Source organism: Delftia sp. NA_296.1, from assembly GCF_052692095.1.
Genome location: NZ_JBQZGF010000012.1, coordinates 107,133 through 128,062, shown reverse-complemented (window position 1 = coordinate 128,062; position 20,930 = coordinate 107,133). Strand labels below are relative to the sequence as shown.

The window sequence follows — 20,930 nt, the reverse complement described above, 5'->3', positions numbered from 1 at the left end:
GCGGCTACTCCGCGCGCAGACGCCCCTGCCGGGTCAGCCGCGCCGCCAGCGCGGCTTCTTCGCTGACCAGGCGCTGCAGCACGGCCGCGCTGGCCGGGAAGGGCTCGCTGCCCAGTTCGCGGATCAGGCGGCTGAACTCCGGGTCGGCCACAGACTGGGAGATCCATCCATACAGGCTGTCCACGCTGGCCGTGGGCGCACCCTTGGGCGCGAACACGCCCACGAAGGTGGTGGCATCGAACACCGGCAGGCCCAGCTGGGCCAGGTCGGGCACATCGGCCAGCCCGCCCCCGGCGCGCGGCCCCAGCACGAACAGCGCGCGCAGAGCGCCGCTCTTGATATGCGGCGTGGAGCTGGTGATCTGGTCCACCACGGCGTCGATCTGCCCGCCGATCAGATCGACCAGGGCCGGCCCCGATCCCTTGTAGGGCACGGGATTGACGCGCACCTTCACGGCATCTTCCAGCTGCAGCACGGCCAGGTGATTGGGCGAGCCCGGACCGGCATGGCCCACGGTCACGCTGCCATCCTTGGCCTTCATCGCCTTGATGAAATCGGCAGCGGTCTTGAAGCGCGCGTCATTGGCGCGCACCACCACGACCACGGGCGTGCGGCTGACCACGGCAATGGGCGCAAAGCTGTCGGCGCGGTAGGGCAGCTTGATCATCTCGGGCAAGGTGCCCAACTGGCCCGGCGTGGCCACCAGCAGCGTATGCCCGTCCGGCTCGGCGCGCGCCACCCAGCCCGAACCCACGGCACCACCGCCGCCCGCACGGTTGTCCACGATCACGGACTGCCCCGCATGCCGGGCCAGCGGAATGCCCAGCGTGCGGGCCACGATGTCCACGTTGCCGCCCGGCGCAAAGGGCACGACCAGCGTGAGCGGCTTGGCCGGAAATGCGCGCGCCTGCACTGCCGATGCAGCCGATGCCGCAGCCAGCGCCGCGAAAGATACCGCCGTGCGGATAAAGCCTCTGCGGCCCGATGTGATTCGATTCATTTTCTCTGTCTCCTGCTATTTGAAAATCAATGACCCCAATACAGGCGCGCGGGGTTATCGACCAATACCGTGTGCCTGTATTCCTCTGGAACCCAATCCACCAATGCCTGCGCCAATTCGCCAGCGGAATTCGAACGGGCCTTTATTCCGGGATGCGGCCAGTCCGACCCCCATACGATCCGGTGCGGGTTGGCCTGCACCAGGGCGTGTGCAATGGGAGTCACGGCCGGGTCCACGGCCGATGCCGTTGCCGATATCCGGTAGGCGCCCGAGAACTTCACCCAGGCCCGGCCTTCCTTCATCAGCGCCTGCAGGTTGCGGCTGCCCGGCCCAACGGCGCCCAGCTGGCGCGACGGGTGGCCGAAGTGATCCACCACCACGGCCACGCCCATGTCGGCCACGCGCTGCGCCAGGCCAGGGTCTTCATCCACGTTCACCAGCAATTGCACATGCCAGCCCAGGCCCCGGATGCGGTCGGCCACGGCCCGCAGGCTGGAGACGGAGACCCCGCCCGAAAACAGCGCATTGCACCGTGCGCCGCGCACGCCCAGGGCGTGCAGCGCTTCGATCTCTGTATCCGGCGTGTCCTCGTAGATCACGGCCACGCCACGCATGCGGCCCGCCTCGGCATGGCGCAGCGTCTGCTTGAGCAGGCCGTGATCGCGGCCATACACGCTGGGCTGGACCAGAACGCAACGGTCCACGCCCAATGGGCGAAAGGCTTTCCAATAACCGTCCATGGACGCGACAGCCGGTGTATAGGCGCGTTCCGCAATCAACGGAAAATCATCGGAACGACCAAATACATGGAAATGGGTATCGCAGGAATTTTCTGGAAACAGATATTGTTCCGCTGGATTTTCGACTGCGTCGGAATCACCGGCACAACGGTTGAAACTGGGTGAATTCATGTGCATTCATTTCAAAGCTGGTGCATTGTCGTGACACACGTAAAATTCAGTCAAGCTCATCTTTGTCATCATCAAAATGAACAGCATTCAACATGCAGACAGCGCGCCCCGGGCTCCGGTCAACCTGCGCAGCATCGACCTCAACCTGCTGGTGATCTTCGAGGCCCTGGTGGAAGAACGCAGCGTGGGCAAGGCCGCCGCGCGGCTGGGCATCACATCCTCGGCCGTCAGCCATGCGCTGCGCCGGCTGCGCACCCAGTTCAACGACCCGCTGCTGCTGCGCACGGCAGAAGGCATGTCGCCCACGCCCGAGGCCGTGCGCCTGGCGCGCAGCTTCCGCAAGGCCTTCAGCGAGATCGAAAGCGCCATCGAGGTCAGCAAGGGCTTCGATCCGGCCACGGCGCGGCGCAATTTCCACCTGCGCCTGTCCGACTACGTGGGCGTGCTGCTGCTCCCGCAGCTGTGCATCCATCTGCGTGCGGTGGCGCCGGGCATCAGCCTGTCGGTGCAGTCCTTCGACGGCCGCCAGCCCTCGGACCGCGTCGAGTACGAAGGCGTGGAAATCCGCCTTTCCGTCTCGCGCGGTCGCTCGGTGCTGTCGGCCTCCCGGCGCCTGCTGGACGACCAGTGGATGGTGCTGATGCGCAAGGACCATCCGGCCGCCGCCTCCCCGCTCACGCTGGAGAAATACCTGGAGCAGGGCCACCTGAAGGTCACGGGCGTGGGCAGCAGCATCGTGGACGAACTCCTGGCCGAGCGCGGGCTGGCGCGGCGCGTGATGTTCCAGGTGCCCACCTGGCTGGGCATGGTGCCCGTCATCGAATCCACTGACCTGGTGGCGGCCATGCCCGCGCACTGGATGCACAGCGTGCTGTCCGGCTCCAACTGCGTGGCGCGCCCCATGCCCCTGCCCGAGCTGGCCCTGTCCATCGACGCCGTCTGGCATCCGCGCAACGACCATGACGCGGGGCACAAATGGTTCAGGGAGCTGATCCACCAGATCTTCCAGGAGGCGTACAGCAAATCCCTGCTCCAGCAGCGCCTGGACAGGGCAGGCACACGGAACAACGCTTAACCCAGCCCTCATGCTTTTCGGTGAAGATGCGGTCTTTCCGCCGCACAAGCCATGACACCAGAACAACACACTCCGGCGCTGCAGCGCCGCAACCTCGGCCTGCTCGTGGCCGCGCAATCGCTGGGGGGCGCGTCGCCGCCCATCATCATTTCGCTGGGCGGCCTGGTCGGCCAGCAGCTGTCCACCAATCCCACGGCCACCACGCTGCCGGTCAGCATCTACCAGCTGGGCCTGGCGCTGTCCACGCTGCCCGCGGCCTGGCTGATGCAGCGCATGGGGCGGCGCACGGCCTATGTGCTGGGTGCCATCCTGGGCGTGGTCTCGGGCGTGATCGCGGCCCAGGGCATTGCGCAATCGGACTTCGTGACCTTTTGCATCGGCACGGCGCTGGCGGGCTTTTACGCGGCCTGCGTGCAGAGCTACCGCTTTGCGGCCACCGACGCCATGACCGACCCCGCCGAGCAGGCGCGCGCCATCTCGCGCGTGATGATCGGCGGGCTGATCGCGGCCATCATCGGCCCGCAGGTGGTGATCTGGACGCGCGACGCCCTGCCCATGACGCCGTTCGCAGGCAGCTTCTACAGCCAGGCCGTGCTCGCCCTGCTGGCCCTGCCGCTGCTGCTGGGCCTGAAGCTGCCGCCGCCCCAGGCCCGCGCCGTGGCGGGCGAGGCCCGGCCGCTGGCCGAGATTGCGCGCACGCCGCAGTTCATCGTGGCGGCTTCGGCCGGCGTGGTCAGCTACGGTCTCATGGCCTTTCTGATGACGGCCGCGCCCATGGCCATGGTGGGCTGCGGCCACACGGTGGGCGAGGCGGCGCTGGGCATCCAGTGGCATGTGCTGGCCATGTTCGCGCCCAGCTTCTTCACGGGCCGGCTGATCGCGCGCTTTGGCAAGCGCCGCATCACGGCGCTGGGGCTGGTGATGATCGCCGCCTCGGCCCTGATGGCGTTGATGGGGCTGGAGCTGCTGCACTTCTGGGGCTCCCTGGTGCTGCTGGGCGTGGGCTGGAACTTCGGCTTCATCGGCGCCACGGCCATGGTGACCGAGTGCTACCGCCCTGCCGAGCGCGCCAAGGTGCAGGCCCTCAATGACTTCCTGGTCTTCGGCACCGTGGCCGTGGCCTCGTTCGGCTCGGGCCAGCTGCTGCACACGGCCGGCTGGGACGGCATCAACACCTGGCTGCTGCCCATCGTGGGCGTGGTGCTGCTGATGCTGGCCGTGCAGGGACGGGGTCGCGGCGCGGGCGCGCCGGCCTGAAGCCCCGACCGGTCAATCGTCAGGGTCCACGCGGCGGCTGCCCAGCCAGAGCACGGCCACCCAGCCCAGCAGCGCCAGGGTCAGCAGCACGGACAGATGCCACAGCGCCGCCTCCAGCGGCGCGCCGGCCTGGTTCAGTCGCAGCGAGGCCTGGATGGCCGCCGTGCTGGGCGACAGCCAGCGCAGCGCCTGCAGCAGTTGCGGCAGGGCTTCGGCCGGCCAGCTGAAGCCGCCGACGAAGGCCAGCGGGATGGAGGTGAACAGCACCACCTGCATGGCGCGCTCGCGGTTGGCCAGCCACCAGCCCAGCAGCGCCGCCGCTCCCGCCACGGCCGGGACGAAGACGGCCAGCAGCGCCAGCGCGCCCCAGGGATTGCCGCCGCGCGGATAGTCGTGCCAGACAAAGATCCAGCCGAAGTAGTACAGGCCCGAGAGCCAGCCCAGCGTGCACAGCGCCAGCAGCCGCGCCAGCCAGGTGCGTGCCGGCGCCCTGTCCAATCCCTGCTCGCGCCAGGTTCCCACCAGCAGCGCGCCGCCCATGAGCAGCGTCTGCTGCAGGATGATGATGGCCACGGCGGCGACGACGAAGCTGCCGTAGCCTTCCGTCGGATTGAACAGGGCCTGCATCTGCAGGTTGACGGGCGAGCGGCTGGCCTGGGCCTGCAATGCGCTCTGTCCGCCGACCGTCAGCCGCCGCAGTTCCACGCCTGCCGAGACCGTGCCGAAGGCTTCGGCAAAACCGTACTGCACCTGCTTGGCGGCCAGCGGGTAGGCACCGTTGGCGTACACGGGCACCACGGCCTCTTCGCTGCGCACCACGCGGCGCTTGAGGTCGCGCGGCAGCAGCGCGTAGCCCATGACGCGGCCATCCAGCAGGGCCTGCTGCGCCTGGGCCTCGTCGCCCGTGACCAGGGTCACCTCGATGCGCGGGCTGGCCTGGGCAAAACGCAGCATCTGGCGTGCCAGGCCGCTGCCGTCGTGCTGCACCACGGCCACGGGCACGCGCTGCACGACCTCCTGCCCATAGAACCAGGGATAGAAGAAGCCGTAGAGCACGGGCGCGCCCACCAGCAGCATGAGCACGCCCACGTCGCCGAACACGGCACGCAGGGCGCTGATGAAGTCTTGCGCAAAGCCCCTGGCCATCTCAGCGCCCTCCCCATTTGTCGGGGCGGGAAAGGCCGCGCGCCAGGCCTGCCGTGGCCAGCAGCAGCAACACCAGCGCGGCCAGCAATAGCCCGGCCACCACGGGCAGGCTCTGCACGATGGGCGCGCCCATCTGCAGCTGCTCTATCTGCAGCCGCGCATAGTGGGTATAGGGCATGGACAGGGCCCAGGCACGCGCCGAATCCGGCATGGCCAGCAGCGGAAAACCCACGCCGCTGAACGCAAAGGCCGGCGCCGACAGCAGGCCCGCGCCCGACAGCGCCGTGCGCAGCGACAGCGTGAGCGCCGCCAGCAGCGCCCCCGCCGCCAGGCTCACGGCGATCAGCAGCAGCAGGGCCAGCGCCACCCAGGCCAGGCTGGCAGCGCCCTGCCCCGGATGCCAGCCCCGTCCGGCCGTGAGCCACAGCATGGCCAGCGTACCGCCCAGGCCCAGGCTGGCCCAGGACAGCGCCAGCTTGCCCGCCAAGGCGCCCGCAATGGCGCTCCAGCCGGGCTTTCCCGGGCCCGCAGCCTCGGCCATCCACTGGCCCAGCGTTCGGTCGCGCAGCTCGCGCCCCACGGACCAGGCGCCGGCCGTCATGCCCAGGATGTGCAGCAGCGCGGGAATCAGCGCCGCCGCCAGGAACTGCTCGTAGTTGGTGGAGATGTTGAACAGCGACACCAGGTTGGTGCGTATGGGCTCCATGCGCACGCGCAGCGCCTGGGCCGGATCGCCGCGCTTGGCACGGGCCTGCATTTCCACGCCGGCCGACAGCGTTCCCACCACCTGGCGCAGGTCACGCTGGATCAGGCTGGAATGCGTGGCCAGCTGGGCGTTGTGCATGAGCACCACGTCGGCCCCCTGGCCCCGCTTGATGTCGCGCGCAAAGCCGGGCGGGATCTGCACCACGGCGTAGGCATTCATGGACTGCAGCGCCCATTGCGCCTCCGAGGCATTGAGCACCTGCGACTGCACGGCCAGGCCCGGCGTGGCGCCCAGCATGCGCACCAGCTGGCGCGACAGGGCGCTGTGGTCCTGGTCCCAGACGGCGACGGGCAGGCGCTGGACCAGGCCTGCCGAGAAGATCCAGACCATGAGCAGCAGCGCCAGCAGCGGCACCCAGCTGACCATGGCCAGGTCCCAGGGCCGTCCGCGCAGGAGGCGCCATTCGCGCCTCAGGCTGGCGGCAAAGGCCGTGGGCGGGTTCGCGCTCACTGCCGCCGGCCGCTCAACGGCCGCCTTCCACAACCACGCTCATGCCGGGCCGCGCGCCTGCAATGGGCTGCTGCGGCCGCGCGCGGACCTCGAAGGTGCGCGCATCGAAGCCCTGGCCCGCACGCGTGGCGCGCCAGGTGGCGAAGTCAGGCAGCACCCCCAGGTAGTAGACCTCGAAGCCGGCCTCGCGGTTGTCCAGGCCCGGCAGGCGGCCGGTAAAACGGCTGCCCTGGGCAAAGCGTGCAAGCTGGTCCTCGCGCACATTGAGCACCACCCACTGGTCCGTCAGGTCCACCACGGTGACCACGGCCACGCCCTGCGGAGACAGCTCGCCCTGGCGGGCCAGCACCTGGACCACCTCGCCGCCCACGGGGCTGCGCAGCTCGGTCTCGGCACGCGCGGCCTCCACCTCGGCGACCACGCCCTGCACCTGGCGTGCCTGGGCCTGGGCAGCGCTGCGATCCTCCTGGCGCGCGCCCGATGCCGCCATTTCATACTGCGCACGCGCAGCCAGCGCCTGGTCGCGCGAGGCGCGCCAGTTGGCATCGGCTTCATCGCGCTTCTGGGCCGCAACCAGTCCCTGGTCGAAGAGGCTTTGCACGCGGCGCAGCGAGGTCTGGGCCAGGTCGGCGGCGGTCTGGGCGCGCTGCCAGTTCAGGCGCGCCATCTGCACTTCCTGCGGGCGTGCGCCGGCCTGCGCCTTGTCGGCCTGGGCCTGGGCGGCATCGCGCGCGGCCTCGGCCTGGGCCAGCTTGGCGCGCACCTCGGGGCTGTCCATCTCCACCAGCAGATCGCCGGGCTGGATCTTCTGGCCTTCGGTGACGCGCACCTTGGCGATGCGCGCCGTGACCTTGGGCGCGATGTCGGTCTCGCGTGCCTCCATCTGGCCCTGGAAATACAAGGGGGCGGGCTGCGCCGCACGCCAAAAGCCCCAGGCCACGAGCAGCAGCACGGCCAGCACGATGGCCAGGGCCAGCCAGGGGCGCCTGCGCCCCGGCGGCACGGGCGCGGGGCCGGGTGCTTCGGGGGCGCTGCGGGGATGGTCGGGCGTGGCTGTGCTCATGGTGCGTCGGGTGGGATCTGTATGTCGGCCTGGGCCATGAATCGGTCGAATTCCTCGCTCTGGCCCGTGCTCTCCAGCAGTGCGGCCAGGGCCTGCACATACTGGTTGGCCAGTTCGGCACGCTGGGTCTGGACCTTGGCGAGATTGAGGCTGGCATCGATCAGGTCCAGCGTGGTGCTGGTGCCTTCCCGCAGGCCGGCCTCGCGCAGCCGCAGCAGCTCGCGCGCAAGATCCTCCTGGGCCTGCTGGGCCTGGTACTGGCGGCGTGCCTGCTCCACGCCCAGCCAGTTCTTCTCGACCAGCAGCGCGATGTCGCTGAGCGCCTGGGCTTCGGTCAGCTCGGCCTGCTCGATCTTGCGCTGCGAGGAGGCGGCCAGCGCATCGCGGTCGATGCTGTCCCACAGCGTCCAGCGCACGGCCACGCCAGCCACCCAGTTGGGCTTGCCGCTGGTGTTGACCTCGCGCGAACCGAAGGCCAGCAGCTGCGGCCGGCGCAGCGCCTCCTGCGCGTCGTGCAGCGACTCGGCCTGGCGCTTCTTGGCCTGCACCTTGTCCAGACCCGGATGGTGCGACTGGGCCGCGGTGACGAAGCCGTCCAGCGGCGGCAAAGGCCGGCTGCTGACGAACAGCGGCGTGCTGGGCAGCACCTGCCGCTGCGCCTTGACCGTGCGCGCCAGCGCCGCTGCGGCCAGGTCTGCGTCGTCGCGCGATTTGCGCGCCTGCTGCTCGGCGTCGGCCAGCGCGGCACGGGCCTGCAGGCGCTCCAGCCGGGAGATCACGCCCGCCTTGAGCATGCTTTGCGCGGCCGCGTCATGCACGCGCACGCCTTCAAGCGCACGCTCGCGCAGCCGTGCGGCCCGCTCGGCCAGCTGGGCGCCGAAGTAGCGCTGCACCAGCAGCGAATGCAGGGCGTGGCTGCTGCTGGCGGCATCGGCCAGGGCTTCGTCGGTGGCAGCGTCCAGGCCACTGCGTACCGCATCGGACAGGCCGCCCAGGTACAGCGGCCAGACCAGGGACAGGCTGGCCGAGGCATTCGTGCTCTTGCGCTGCAAGGCATAGGAAGTGGGCAGTTGCGGCAGCGAGGGAATGGCCGGCCCCACCGAGGGCGGCAGCTGGCCGAGGACGCCGTCCAGGGTGCGCCGCGCAGGATCGAGATCGATGTCGGCATTGGCCGAGTAGCGGTAGCCCAGGCCCGTGATGGCCACGGAAGGCCCGCCCAGCCCCTGCGTACCCTGGCGTCTGAGCCGCGCGCTTTCCACGGCCTTGGCCGAGGCGGCCAGTTGGTCGGAGCCCTGCAGCAGCGCCTGACGGGCCTGCACGAAGCTCATCGCGGCGGCGGCCTGGGAGGCCGGAGCCTCCCCTGCAGCCTGGGCCGCCCCTGCGACCATGCCCAGCGCCGCCAGCCACGGCACAAGGCGCGCGGGCCGCGCAAGCAACGGAAAAAACGTGGAAGCGCTCAATGGCATGAATGGGGGCGCCTTGCGTGGTTCACCGATGGTGGCGAAGCTTACACGGGCTTGCAGGCGGGCCCCCGTCGGACAAGGTCCTGTGCCTTGTGCCCCCGGCACTGTGCAGCAGGGTCGATTTGCCTGGCGTTCCATCCCATTTCTGTGCGCAGGTGCAGCGCCATGCCGCTACACTGGCGCCTGCCTGCGCGAGCATGTCCTGGCGGACCTGTCCGCAGGCCTTTTTTTTCTGCCCGGCATCGGCCCGATGCCCCGACTGACCACCATGTCCACCGTCTTCAACTTCACCTTCGTCCCCTGGTTCCGGTCCGTGGCTCCCTATATCCACAAGTTCCGACACCAGACCTTTGTGGTGGGACTGACGGGCGAGGCCATCGCATCGGGCAAGCTCAGCTCCATCGTCCAGGACCTGGCCATGATCCAGGCCATGGGCGTGAAGATCGTGCTGGTCCATGGCTTCCGTCCCCAGGTCAACGAGCAGCTTGCCGCCAAGGGCCATGAGGCCCAGTACTCGCGCGGCGTGCGCATCACCGACTCCGTGGCGCTGGACTGCGCCCAGGAAGCCGCCGGCCAGCTGCGCTACGAGATCGAGGCCGCCTTCAGCCAGGGCCTGCCCAACACGCCCATGGCCGGCGCGCGGGTGCGGGTGATCTCGGGCAACTTCCTCACGGCGCGGCCCGTGGGCATCGTGGACGGCGTGGATTTCAAGCATTCGGGCCTGGTGCGCAAGGTCGATGTCAGCGGCATCCGCAGCGCCCTGGACATGGATGCCATGGTGCTGATGTCGCCCTTCGGCTTCTCGCCCACCGGCGAGGCCTTCAACCTGAGCATGGAAGAGGTGGCCACGCGCGTGGCCATCGAGTTGAAGGCCGACAAGCTGATCTTCATGACCGAGGTGCCGGGCATCCGCATGGACCCCACGGGCCCGGCCGACGAGACCAACCCCATCGACACCGAGCTGCCGCTGGCCACGGCCCGCCGCATGCTGGCCGAGTTGCCCACGCCCGAGCAGCCCACGGACACGGGCTTTTACCTGCAGCACTGCGTGCATGCCTGCGAGCACGGCGTGGAGCGCAGCCACATCCTGCCGTTCGCCATCGACGGCGCGCTGCTGCTGGAGATCTATGTGCACGACGGCATCGGCACCATGATCATCGACGAGAAGCTGGAAGAGCTGCGCGAGGCCACGCCCGACGACGTGGCCGGCATCATCCAGCTGATCGAGCCCTTCGAGAAGGACGGCACCCTGGTCAAGCGCAGCCGCACCGAGATCGAGCGCGACATCGCCCACTACACCATCATCGAACACGATGGCGTGATCTTCGGCTGCGCCGCGCTCTACCCCTACCCCAGCGCCCGGACCGCCGAGATGGCGGCCGTCACCGTCTCGCCCAAGAGCCAGGGCACGGGCGATGGCGAGAAGCTGCTCAAGCGCATAGAGCAGCGCGCCAAGGCCCAGGGCCTGGACAGCCTGTTCGTGCTGACCACGCGCACCATGCATTGGTTCATCAAGCGCGGCTTCCAGCCCGTGGACCCCGACTGGCTGCCCGAGGCGCGCAAGGCCAAGTACAACTGGGACCGCAAAAGTCAGGTCCTGGTCAAGAAGTTGTAACCCCCTGAGGCGCTGTGCGTCGTCCCCCTCACGAGGGGGGCATACGGGCGGCCGGCGACACCCTCGGTGCGGGGGCGGCGCGGCCGGCCCAGGCCCTTCCTCGGTGTCTCTCGTCTTCAGGCCGCGCCAATTTTCTGAAATCGCCCAAATCAAGCGACATGGTGGCGCAACTTAGCCTTGCACTGCTGCCTGCCAGCGTGCGGCCGCCTTGCCGGCCGCTGCCAGCGCCGCATCGCGCTGTGGCGCGTCGGCCGGGCATTCGGTGAGGTAGCCGGTCACCAGCAGCGGTGCGCTTTGCGGCGTGGGCCAGGCGATGACGGCATCGTTGGCCGTGCCGCGATCGCCGGTCCCTGTCTTTCCACCCACGCGCCAGCCGGCCGGCATGCCCGCGCGCAGGCGCTTGTCGCCCGTGCGGCTGGCCACCAGCCATTGCTGCAGCAGGGCGCGGCCATGGCCGTCCAGCACCGATCCCAGCAGCAGGCGCTGCATGCTTTGCACCATGGCCAGCGGCGTGGTGGTGTCGCGCTCGTCACCGGGCAGGCCTTCGTTGAGCTCGGGCTCCATGCGGTCCAGGCGCGTGGTCTCGTCGCCGCTGGCGCGCAGCCACTGCGTCAGCACCTGCGGTCCGCCGCTGGCGTCCAGCAGCAGGTTGGCGGCGGTGTTGTCGCTGAGCACCACGGCGGCCTCGCACAGCTCGGAGATGGTCATGCCGCCGCCATCACCGGCACGCGGGCCGCTGGCCGGCGAGTAGGGAACCAGCCGGGAGCTGGCGTAGTGCACGCGGCGCGACAGGCGCTCATCGCCCTGCTGCACGCGGTCCAGCACCTGGGCGGCCAGCAGCAGCTTGAAGGTGCTGCACATGACAAAGCGCTCGTCGCCGCGGTGGTCCACGCTGGCGCCCGACTCCGCCTCCAGCACGGCCACGCCGAGCCGGCCGCCCACACTTTTCTCGATGCGCGCCAGCTCGGTCCTGAAGGCCTGGTCGGCAGCCCCCTGTTTTTTTGATGGCAGGGCGCAGCCCGCCAGCCCGGCCGCCATCCAGGCGGCCGCGCCGCCCGTCATCAGAAAATCGCGTCTTTGCATTGTTTTTCCTTTTCAGTTGCAGATCGACAACCGCAACGATAGCGCCGCGCCCAATCTGCGACCAGCGTGAATAATTGGCAGCATCCCTTAGAAAAACTATTGGCTCACCATGCAACTGCCCCTCAACGCCCTGCGCATGTTCGACGCGGCCGCGCGCCATCTCAACCTGACGCGGGCGGCCGACGAGCTGTGCGTGACCCAGGCCGCCGTCAGCCAGCACATCCGCAACCTGGAGGAGCGCCTGGGCAAGCCGCTGTTCCGGCGCCTGCCGCGCGGCCTGGCGCTGACCGACGAGGGCCATGCGCTGTGGCCTGCCGTGGCCGAGAGCTTTGCGCGCATAGAGCATTCGCTGCAGCAGGTGGCCGAACCGCGCCCGCGCGAGGTCCTCACCGTGGGCGTGGTCGGCACCTTCGCCATCGGCTGGCTGATTCCCAGGCTGGGCCAGTTCCAGCAGCAGCACCCCTACATCGACCTGCGACTGCTCACGCACAACAACCGCGTGGACCTGGCCGGTGAAGGGCTGGATGCGGCCGTGCGCTTCGGCGACGGCGCCTGGCAGGGCACGCGCGCCGAGCTGCTGCTGCGCGCGCCGCTGACGCCCATGTGCACCCCGGCCCTGGCCCAGCGCCTGCGCCAGCCGGCCGACCTGGCCGGGCAGACGCTGCTGCGCTCGTACCGCCTGCAGGAGTGGGAGAGCTGGTTTGCCACGCTGGACCAGAGCGCGCCGCTGGCGCGCGGGGCCATGTTCGACTCCTCGCTGACGCTGGCCGAGGCGGCCGCCCAGGGCGCGGGCGTGGCCCTGCTGCCGGCGCGCATGTTTCAGCACCTGCTGCAGCAGGGCCGGCTGGTGCGCCCCTTCGAGCAGGAGGTGGACACGGGCGCCTACTGGCTGACCCATCTGCGCTCGCGGGCACCCAGCGCGGCGCTCAAGACCTTCAGGCAATGGCTGCTGGCGCAGCTGCAATAGCCACGGACGCCCGCGGCAAGACCCGCAGGCCGCCTGACTTTGGCCCCGGCGCTATCATCTGCCGCTTTTGGCCCCTAGCCCCGTTCCCGCTCCATGACCCAGACCCTGCCGGTTCTCTACTCGTTTCGCCGCTGCCCCTACGCCATTCGCGCCCGCCTGGCGCTGGCCCATGCCGGCCTGGCCTGCGAGCTGCGCGAAATCAACCTGCGCAACAAGCCGCAGGCGCTGCTCGATGCCTCGCCCAAGGGCACGGTGCCCGTGCTGGTGCTGGAGGACGGCCGCGTGATCGAGCAGAGCCTGGATGTCATGCTGCACGCGCTGCGCGCCAATGACCCGGACGGCTGGCTGGCACCGACCAGCGGCTCGCTGCCGGACATGCTGGCGCTGATCGAGCGCAACGACGGCTTTTTCAAGCACGCCCTGGACCGCTGCAAGTACCCCGAGCGCTACACGGCCGAAGAGGTCAACCACGCCCAGGCCGATGCCCTGACCTGGCTGGCCGAGCTGGACGACCAGCTGGAGGCCACCGGCTACCTGTTCGGCCAGAACCCCAGCCTGGCCGACATGGCCCTGCGCCCCTTCGTGCGCCAGTACGCGCGCATCGACGAGTCGCAATGGAACGAGCAGCCCTGGCCGCACCTGCAGGCCTGGCTGCAGCGCTGGATCGACTCGGCCCTGTTCGCAGAAGTGATGGAAACCTACCCGGGCTGGGTACCCGGCACGCGCGGCCCGGTCTTTGCCGCCGGCGGCGTGGGCAGCGACTGACGCCTGCCCGCCCCGTTTGCCCTGCCCCAGGTCGGCAGGAGCTGCGCAAGGCAGGCAAAACTGGCACAGTGGCAGGCTGTTGCCAACCGCATGAGCCTTCGCCGACATGAACCTCGCCACCCTGCTCGTCTTCTCCCTGGTCGCGCTGATCGCGATCATCACCCCCGGCCCCACCGTGCTGCTGGCCCTGGCCAATGGCTCGCGCCACGGCGTGCGCCGCGCCCTGCCGGGCATGCTGGGCGCCGTGCTGTCGGACTTCGTGCTGGTCGGCGCTGTCGCGCTGGGCCTGGGCGCGCTGCTGGCGGCCTCGGAGTTCTGGTTCTCGGTGGTCAAGTGGGCGGGAGCGGCCTACCTGGCCTGGCTGGGCCTGCGCATGCTGCGCAGCCAGGGCGGATCGCTGTCGGCACCCCAGGGCGACGGCAAGGCAGAGGCCGGCGCCGACGGCTACAGCGCCCGCACCGTGCTGTTCAAGTCGTTCCTGGTCGCCGTGACCAATCCCAAGGGCTACCTGTTCTGCTCGGCCCTGCTGCCCCAGTTCATCGACCCGGCGGCCGCCCAGGCGCCGCAGTACATCGCCATTGCGCTGGTGTTCGCGCTCATCGATTTCCTGGTGATGCTGGCCTATGCCTTCGCCGGATCACGCGCCGCGCGGCTGCTGCGCGGGCGGGCCGTGATGTGGCTGGACCGCCTGTGCGGCGGCATGCTGCTGGCGCTGGCAGGCTCGCTGGCCTTCTACCGCCGCGCGTCGAACTAGGCGCGCCGCCCAAGAGCCGCGCCTCCCCCACTGCGTCAGCGCGTCGTCCCCATGACATCGTCCAGCTGCAGCACGGCCGCCGCGTTGGCGGTGGTGGTGGCCAGGGTGTCGATGGCGCCGGTGCGCAGGGCTCCCAGGATGGCCGTGACCTTGCTGGATTCGGCCGCCACCGCGATGACGTTGGGTATGCGCAGCAGGTCCTCGCGGCTCAGGCCGATGACGCGGTCCTGCATGGGGGTGGCGGCCGGCTGGCCGTGGATGTCGATGAAGTCGTAGCCCATCATGTCGCCCACCGTGCCCGCGCGGCGGGCGTCCGAGATCTCCTGCGCGGAAAACCAGCCCATGCGGGCCATGTTGCTGTCCACGCTGACATCGCCCACGCCGATGAGGGCGATGTCGGCGCGGCGCGCCTTGTCCAGGGTGTGCCTGACGGTGTCGTTGTCCAGCAGCGCCTTGCGCAGTTGCGGATCGCCCACCAGGGCCGGCGCATAGAGCGATTCGGACTTGCCGCCAAAGCGCGCGGCCAGTCGGCGCGCGATGTGGTCGGCGTTCATCGCCTCCCCGCCACGGTAGGAGCCGCCGATGGCGCTGACGAAATGGCATTCCCGCCGTGTGGCGGACAGGGCGTGCTCGGAGACCGAGGACACGTTGCGCCCCATGCCCACGGCCACGATGGAGCCATCGACCAGGATGCGCTCCAGCTCGCTGGCCACCAGCCCTGCCAGCAGTTCGCGCTGCCGGTCGGCATCCTTGTGGTCCACCGCGATCAGCGCGCGCTTGATGTGAAAGCGCTCGGTCAGCTGCCGCTCCAGGTCGGCGGACACCAGCGAATGCGGCCGCACGCGGATCTCGACAATGCCCTCTTCCTGCGCCCGGCGCAGCAGCCGCCCGACGGTGGCGCGCGAGATGCCGAACTCCTTGGACAGTTGGTCCTGCGTGCATCCATCGACGTAGTACAGGGTCGCCAGTCGCGTCAGGTCGCTTTCAGTCAAGGGTGCCTCCAAGGGTGCCGGGAAAGGCGCGCAGTGTAGCGCCGCTCACCGGGCCTCGCCAGCGTGGGGCAGCAGCAGGACCTTGACCGAGTCCATGGAATCGGCCACCCGGATGGCGCTCTCCCACTCCGACAGCGCATAGCGGTGGGTGACGATGCCCTCGGACGTGACCAGGCCGCGCGCCAGCAGGTCGATGGCGATGGGGTAGCAATGGGCGCTCAGGTGGGCGCCGCGCAGGTCCAGTTCCTTTTCCTCGCCGATGATGGACCAGTCCACCGTGGTCTCGCGCCCGAAGACGCTGAACTCCACGAAGCGGCCGAGCTTGCGCACCAGGTCCAGCCCCTGCGTCACGCCCGAGGGCGCGCCCGTGGTCTCTATGTACACATCGCAGCCATAGCCGTCGGTCAGTGCGTGCACGATGGCGCGGGCATCCTCGCGCGCGGGGTTGATGGTCACGTCGGCGCCGCAGCGGCGTGCCAGCGCCAGGCGCTGGTCCGACAGGTCCATGACCACCAGCCGGCGCGGCGTCTTCAGGCGCGCCACCTGGGCCATGAGCAGGCCCAGCGTGCCCGCGCCGGCGATGACCACCACATCGTCGAGCTGGATGTCGCCGCGGTTGACGGCATGGATGGCGCAGGACAGCGGCTCGGTGATGGCCGCATCCTCGAAGGCCACGCTCTCGGGAATCCGGTGCACCACGGCGCGGGCGGACAGGCGCATGTACTCGGCCATGCCGCCATCGGCCACCTGGCCCTGGAAGCCGTAGACATCGTGCACCTCGCACATCCAGCGAAAGCCGGTCTTGCAATAGCGGCAGGCGTGGCAGGGCACGATCTGCTCGGCGATCACCCGGTCACCCAGCTGCACGCCGTGGTGCTCCTGGGCGCCCTCGCCCACCTCCACCACATGGCCCCAGAACTCGTGGCCCGCGATCACCGGCGGGCGCACATAGGCGGGGCGGCCTTTTTCCGGATCTCCCCAGAAGCGCGGCGCGCCAGCCCAGCATTTGCAGTCGCCCGCGCAAATGCCGCAGGAAGCCACGCGGATGACCAGCTCGCGCGGCCCGGCCTGCGGACGCGCGACGCGTTCGAGCCGGTAATCCCTGGGGCCGTGGCAGACCACGGCCAGCATGTTCGTATCGGCGGCGTCAGGCAGGGTGTTTTGCATGGAACTCTCCCGGATTGCAGATGGTGGACAGGACGTGGGCGCAGCGCTTCATGCCCTGCGGCGCGAACTGTCGAGCAGCACGGCGCCGACGATGATCACGCCCTTGATCAGTTGCTGGTAGTACGAGGACACGCCCAGCAGGTTCAGCCCGTTGTTGATCACGCCGATGAGCAGGGCGCCGACGACCGTGCCGCCCAGGCTGCCCGTGCCGCCCGACAGGCTGGTGCCGCCGATCACCACGGCCGCAATGGCGTCCAGCTCGTAGGACACGCCGGCCTGCGGCAGCGCCGCCGTGGTGCGCGACGCCAGCAAAATGCCGGCCAGCCCCGCGAGCAGGCCGCTGACCACATAGACCAGCAGCACGATGGCGCGGGTGTTGATGCCGCTGGTCTTGGCGCTGCGCAGATTGCCGCCCACGGCGTAGATGTAGCGGCCATACACGGTGTAGCGCAGCACGAAGGCGAACACCGCGACGGCAACGGCAAAGATCACGATGGGCATGGGCACGGGGCCCAGCTGGCCAGCACCGATGGCAAGAAAGCCGTCGGGCAGCTCGGACACCGGCATGCCGTCGTTGTAGATGTAGGTCAGGCCGCGCGCCGCACTGAGCATGCCCAGCGTGGCCACGAAGGGCGGCACCGCGAACCAGGCCACCAGCAGGCCGTTGACGCCGCCCAGCAGCATGCCCACGCCCAGCCCGGCGCCCACGCTCACCGCCAGCCCCTGGCCATCGGCCGCCAGCCAGGCGCCGACCATGCCGGCCAGCGCCAGGATGGCGCCCACCGACAGGTCGATGCCCGCCGTCAGCACCACGCACGTCATGCCGATGGCCAGGATGCCGTTGATGGAGGTCTGGCGCAGGATGTCGGCCCAGTTGCCCCAGGTCATGAAATGGGGGTTGGCCAGCGCCAGCGCCGCGCACAGTGCAACCAGCGCGATGACCACGCCGTAGCGCTCGCGCAGGCTGCGCAGGTCCAGCGCGCGCCGCCCCAAGAGCGGCGGCGAAGATGCGGCTTGAAGATTCGTCATGGAGGACTCCCGCGTTGATGGAAGAAAGGCGTGGTGCCGGCTGGCCGCTCACTGGATGGAGTAGCCCCCGTCGATGACGATGTTCTCGCCCGTCAGCATGCCGGCGTACGTACCGGCCAGGAACACGGCCAGCCGCGCCACCTCCTCGGGCTGCGCAAAGCGGCCCGTGGGGATGAGTGCTCGCATGGCCTCCCCCACCTGCCCGGCCCAGGCCTTGCGGCCCAGCGGCGTGTCCACCACCGTCGGCGAGATGGCGTTGACGGTGATGCCGTCCGATGCCCATTCCAGCGCCAGCACGCGCGTCAGCCCCACCAGGCCCGCCTTGCTCGCGCAATAGGCGGCATGGCGCCTGAGCGCGACCACGCTGGCCTGCGAGGCCAGGTTGATGATGCGTCCGTGGCGCTGGCGGCGCATGGCCGGGGCCACCGCCTGGGCCAGCAGCAGCGGCGCCGTGAGGTTGACGGCCAGCGTGCGCTCCCAGGCCGCCTCGCTGATTTCGCCGGCCGGCTCCAGCAGCGCCACGCCGGCGCTGTTGACCAGGATGTCGATGCGGCCCGTGGCCTCCAGCACCGTGGCCACCGCCTGCTCCACGCCCGCAGGCCTGGTCACATCCACCGCCAGCGCCAGGTGGTGCCGGGGCTCCGCCAGGCTGGCAGCGGCCACGTCCAGTGCCTGCCGCTCCAGGTCCAGCAAGGCGACGCGCGCCCCGCTCGCCGCGAGTTGCCGGGCAATCGCCAGGCCGATGCCGCCCGCGCCGCCGGTGACCAGGGCCGTGCGGCCGTCGAAGTCCCGCTCCAGGCCGGCGGCGCTCATTTGCGCACCTTCTGCAAGAAGGCGTCGGCATTGGCGGGCACGATGGCGGTCCAGGGCACCTCGTAGGATTTGGCCGTGCCATCGCCCCAGGGCATGGCCTGGGCATACTCGCTCCATACCACCGAGCGCGGCCGGTAGGACGGGCCGACTAGCTGGCGCAGCAGCACATCCAGCGCGCCCTGCGCCTGGGCCTGGGCATCCTGGAAATTGGTGGTCATCTCCCCGCGCTTGACGGCCGTGATGGCGGCGGCCACGCCGTCCACGCCCACCACCGGGATGGTCTTGATGTCGATGCCCTTGGTCTTGATGGCCTGCACCGCGCCCAGGGCCTCGTCGTCGTTCTGGGCGATCACGCCCTGTATCTGGCCCGGGAATGCGGTCAGCCAGTTCTCCATCAGTCCCATGGACTCGGCGCGCGACCAGTTGGCGGTCTTGCGCGCCAGCACCTTCACGTCCTTGTGGCGGGCCAGCACCTCGTCATTGCCGCGCGCCCGCTCGATCTGTGCCGACTGGCCTATGGGCCCCTCGATGACGACGATACTGCCCTTGCCGCCGATGGCCTTCATCAATGCCTCGGCCTGCATGCGGCCGGCCACCACATCGTCATTGCCCACGTAGGAGGTCAGCACATCGCCCTGCACGCGCGTGTTGGAGCCCACCACGGGAATGCCGGCCTTCACCGCCTTCTGCACGGGCGCCGCGCCCGCCTTCAGGTCGATGGGCACGAAGAGGATGCCGTCGTACTTCTGCGTGATCATGGTGTCGAACTGGTTGCTCTGCGTCAGCGCGTCGTAGTTGCCGTCGAACACGGTGATCTGCACCGTGCCGTCCTTCACGGCCGGATGCGCCTTCAGCTCCTTGGTCCACATCTGCATGAACTCGCCCTTGAGCCCATAGACGGCCGCGCCTATGCGGTAGGGCTTGGCCGGCGATGGCACTGGTGCTGGTGCCGACAGCGGGGCCGGAGCCTGGGCCCGGACCTGCGCTGCGGCCAGGAACAGCCCACCGGCAAGCGCGGCGGCAAGCACGGTGGTGAAGCGAAAAAACGGCATGGTCATGTCTCCTGTGTGTTGTGAAAGGCAAGGGGAAAAACGCAGCACGGGCAGCGCCCGGGCTCAGGAAGCGAGGTGCATCAGCGCCTCCTGCGTGATGCCGTGGCCGGCCACCACGCGGTCAAGCCGGCCTTTGCGGAAGATGGCAATGCGGTCGCTCAGCTCCAGCAGCTCCGGCGCCTCGGAGGACACCACCACCACGGCATGGCCCTGCGCGGCCAGCGAGGCCAGGAAGGCGTACACCTCGCGCTTGGCGCCTTCGTCGATGCCGCGCGTGGGCTCGTCGCACAGCAGGCAGACGGGATTGGTGGCCATGCAACGGGCCAGCACCACCTTCTGCTGGTTGCCGCCGCTCAGGCCCGACACTGGCATGGCCGGGCTGGCCAGCTTCACGCGCAGGCGCTGCAGCAGGCCGCCCACCAGCACGCGCTCTGCCGCGCCATCCACCACCCCGGCGCGCTGCAGGCCCGGCAGTGCGGGCAAGCTGGTGTTGAAGCGCACCGAGGAGCTCATCACCAGCCCCGTGGCCTTGCGGTCCTCGGTCACCAGGGCCAGGCCCGCCTTGATCGACGCCGTCGGATTGCCGCGCGGCAGGGGCCGTCCGCCCAGGCTCGCCTGCCCCTGGTCGGCGCGCGTGAGGCCGTACAGGCAGTTGAGGAATTCGCTGCGGCCCGATCCCATCAGTCCGTAGATGCCCAGCACCTCGCCGGGGGCGACGTCCAGGCTGATGTCCTCGAACTCGCCCCGGCGCGTGAGCCCCTGCACCGACAGCAGCGGCTCGCCCGGCGCCGCAGCCCTGCGCTCGCTGGCGGCAGCGCGGACCTCCCGGCCCACGATGAGCTTCACCAGCTGCCGCCGGTCGATATCGGCCAGCGCGCCGGTCTGCACGAAGCCGCCATCGCGGAACACCGTGTAGCTGTCGGCAATGGTGAAGATCTCCGTCAGGCGGTGCGACACGTAGAGGATGCCGGCGCCCTGCGCGGTCACGCGGCGTATCGCGTCGAAGAGGATGGCGGTCTCGCTTTCGCCGATGGCCGAGGTGGGCTCGTCCATGATGATCAGCTCGCTTTGCCGGCTCAGGGCCTTGGCAATCTCCACCAGCTGGGTCTGCGCCAGGCTCAGGCGGCCCATCTGCGCGCGCGGATCGATATCGAAGCCCAGCTGCCTGAGCAGCGCATCCGCCTGCTCCAGCAGCGCGGCATGGCGGACCACCACACCGGCACGCCGGGGCTCGCGGCCCAGGAAGATGTTCTCGGCCACGCTCATGCCCGGGATGGGCGACAGCTCCTGCGTGATGATGGACAGGCGGTGCGCCAGCGCCTCGTGCGGCGTGGCGAAATCCACCGGCCGGCCCTTGAGCAATATCTCGCCGGCATCGCGCCGCAACAGGCCCATCACGATGTTCAGGAAGGTGGATTTGCCTGCGCCATTGCCGCCGCACAGCGCGTGCACGCTGCCCGCCTGCAGCTCAAGGCAGCCGTTGCGCAGCGCAGGCACGCCGCCGAAGCTCTTGGCCACCCCGCGCGCCTGCAGCAGTGCGGTGCCGGTGCCGGTGCCCATAG

The 20,930-nt window shown here is 69.7% G+C and carries 19 protein-coding genes; 6 read left to right on the top strand and 13 right to left on the bottom strand.

All coding sequences use genetic code 11. The features are described from left to right. Positions 1–4: 4 nt before the first annotated feature. Positions 5–1,000 (bottom strand): tripartite tricarboxylate transporter substrate binding protein, encoded by a 996-nt coding sequence (locus tag ACUTR7_RS25520; RefSeq protein WP_013801717.1) that lies wholly within the window; start codon positions 998–1,000, stop codon positions 5–7. Between the two features lie 26 nt (positions 1,001–1,026). After that, positions 1,027–1,911, bottom strand: coding sequence for an amidohydrolase family protein (locus tag ACUTR7_RS25515; RefSeq protein ID WP_445610155.1), 885 nt, complete (start codon positions 1,909–1,911; stop codon positions 1,027–1,029). 76 nt (positions 1,912–1,987) lie between these two features. Here ACUTR7_RS25515 and ACUTR7_RS25510 point away from each other — a divergent pair, with 76 nt between their 5' ends. Together ACUTR7_RS25510 and ACUTR7_RS25505 are read left to right on the top strand one after the other, a co-directional pair. Further along, positions 1,988–2,986: a LysR family transcriptional regulator gene (locus tag ACUTR7_RS25510; protein WP_071956329.1), complete on the top strand. Its 999-nt coding sequence runs from the start codon at positions 1,988–1,990 to the stop codon at positions 2,984–2,986. A 51-nt stretch (positions 2,987–3,037) separates the two neighbouring features. Then, positions 3,038–4,243 carry an MFS transporter gene (locus ACUTR7_RS25505; protein WP_012206367.1) on the top strand — a complete coding sequence of 402 codons (1,206 nt, stop codon included), beginning with the start codon at positions 3,038–3,040 and terminating at the stop codon, positions 4,241–4,243. A 12-nt stretch (positions 4,244–4,255) separates the two neighbouring features. On the opposite strand, the gene ACUTR7_RS25500 is transcribed toward ACUTR7_RS25505, so the two are convergent. Genes ACUTR7_RS25500 through ACUTR7_RS25485 form a run of 4 tightly spaced genes read right to left on the bottom strand, consistent with a single transcriptional unit; the run spans position 4,256 to position 9,134 of the window. Next, positions 4,256–5,389 (bottom strand): ABC transporter permease, encoded by a 1,134-nt coding sequence (locus tag ACUTR7_RS25500; protein WP_445610111.1) that lies wholly within the window; start codon positions 5,387–5,389, stop codon positions 4,256–4,258. Between the two features lies 1 nt (position 5,390). Next, positions 5,391–6,605, bottom strand: coding sequence for an ABC transporter permease (locus ACUTR7_RS25495; RefSeq protein ID WP_373789638.1), 1,215 nt, complete (start codon positions 6,603–6,605; stop codon positions 5,391–5,393). 13 nt (positions 6,606–6,618) lie between these two features. Continuing rightward, entirely contained in the window at positions 6,619–7,668 is a 1,050-nt protein-coding gene (locus tag ACUTR7_RS25490) for an HlyD family secretion protein (protein WP_239971824.1), read from the bottom strand. Next, a complete protein-coding gene (locus ACUTR7_RS25485; RefSeq protein WP_445610110.1) occupies positions 7,665–9,134 on the bottom strand; it encodes a TolC family protein in 1,470 nt (489 codons plus the stop codon). The genes ACUTR7_RS25490 and ACUTR7_RS25485 overlap by 4 nt, the downstream gene beginning before the upstream one ends. A gap of 265 nt (positions 9,135–9,399) precedes the next feature. On the opposite strand from ACUTR7_RS25485, the gene argA reads away from it, so the two are divergent. Beyond that, the gene (gene argA / locus ACUTR7_RS25480; RefSeq protein WP_012206372.1) at positions 9,400–10,746 is read left to right on the top strand and encodes an amino-acid N-acetyltransferase; all 1,347 of its coding nucleotides are present in this window, start codon (positions 9,400–9,402) and stop codon (positions 10,744–10,746) included. A gap of 171 nt (positions 10,747–10,917) precedes the next feature. On the opposite strand, the gene bla is transcribed toward argA, so the two are convergent. Continuing rightward, positions 10,918–11,829, bottom strand: coding sequence for a class A beta-lactamase (bla, locus tag ACUTR7_RS25475; protein WP_445610109.1), 912 nt, complete (start codon positions 11,827–11,829; stop codon positions 10,918–10,920). 109 nt (positions 11,830–11,938) lie between these two features. Between bla and ACUTR7_RS25470 the strand changes: the two genes are divergently transcribed. From ACUTR7_RS25470 to ACUTR7_RS25460, 3 genes are all read left to right on the top strand, one after another. Then, on the top strand, positions 11,939–12,796 hold the full coding sequence (locus tag ACUTR7_RS25470) for a LysR family transcriptional regulator (RefSeq protein WP_012206374.1): 858 nt from the start codon (positions 11,939–11,941) through the stop codon (positions 12,794–12,796). 93 nt (positions 12,797–12,889) lie between these two features. Then, positions 12,890–13,561 carry a glutathione S-transferase gene (locus ACUTR7_RS25465; RefSeq protein ID WP_013801706.1) on the top strand — a complete coding sequence of 224 codons (672 nt, stop codon included), beginning with the start codon at positions 12,890–12,892 and terminating at the stop codon, positions 13,559–13,561. A gap of 106 nt (positions 13,562–13,667) precedes the next feature. After that, positions 13,668–14,315: a LysE family translocator gene (locus ACUTR7_RS25460; RefSeq protein ID WP_445610108.1), complete on the top strand. Its 648-nt coding sequence runs from the start codon at positions 13,668–13,670 to the stop codon at positions 14,313–14,315. Between the two features lie 35 nt (positions 14,316–14,350). Here ACUTR7_RS25460 and ACUTR7_RS25455 read toward each other — a convergent pair whose 3' ends face one another. The 6 genes from ACUTR7_RS25455 to ACUTR7_RS25430 form a co-directional block, all read right to left on the bottom strand. Further along, complete coding sequence (locus ACUTR7_RS25455) at positions 14,351–15,307, bottom strand: sugar-binding transcriptional regulator (RefSeq protein ID WP_012206377.1); 957 nt, start codon at positions 15,305–15,307, stop codon at positions 14,351–14,353. A gap of 45 nt (positions 15,308–15,352) precedes the next feature. Next, complete coding sequence (locus ACUTR7_RS25450) at positions 15,353–16,474, bottom strand: alcohol dehydrogenase catalytic domain-containing protein (RefSeq protein ID WP_445610107.1); 1,122 nt, start codon at positions 16,472–16,474, stop codon at positions 15,353–15,355. Positions 16,475–16,522: 48 nt separating this feature from the next. After that, positions 16,523–17,503 (bottom strand): ABC transporter permease, encoded by a 981-nt coding sequence (locus tag ACUTR7_RS25445; RefSeq protein ID WP_016448253.1) that lies wholly within the window; start codon positions 17,501–17,503, stop codon positions 16,523–16,525. A 48-nt stretch (positions 17,504–17,551) separates the two neighbouring features. Then, the gene (locus ACUTR7_RS25440) at positions 17,552–18,316 is read right to left on the bottom strand and encodes a GolD/DthD family dehydrogenase (protein ID WP_445610106.1); all 765 of its coding nucleotides are present in this window, start codon (positions 18,314–18,316) and stop codon (positions 17,552–17,554) included. Further along, positions 18,313–19,368: a substrate-binding domain-containing protein gene (locus ACUTR7_RS25435; protein ID WP_445610105.1), complete on the bottom strand. Its 1,056-nt coding sequence runs from the start codon at positions 19,366–19,368 to the stop codon at positions 18,313–18,315. Before ACUTR7_RS25435 ends, ACUTR7_RS25440 begins: the two co-directional genes overlap by 4 nt. A gap of 63 nt (positions 19,369–19,431) precedes the next feature. Further along, entirely contained in the window at positions 19,432–20,928 is a 1,497-nt protein-coding gene (locus ACUTR7_RS25430; RefSeq protein WP_445610154.1) for a sugar ABC transporter ATP-binding protein, read from the bottom strand. Positions 20,929–20,930 lie beyond the last annotated feature (2 nt).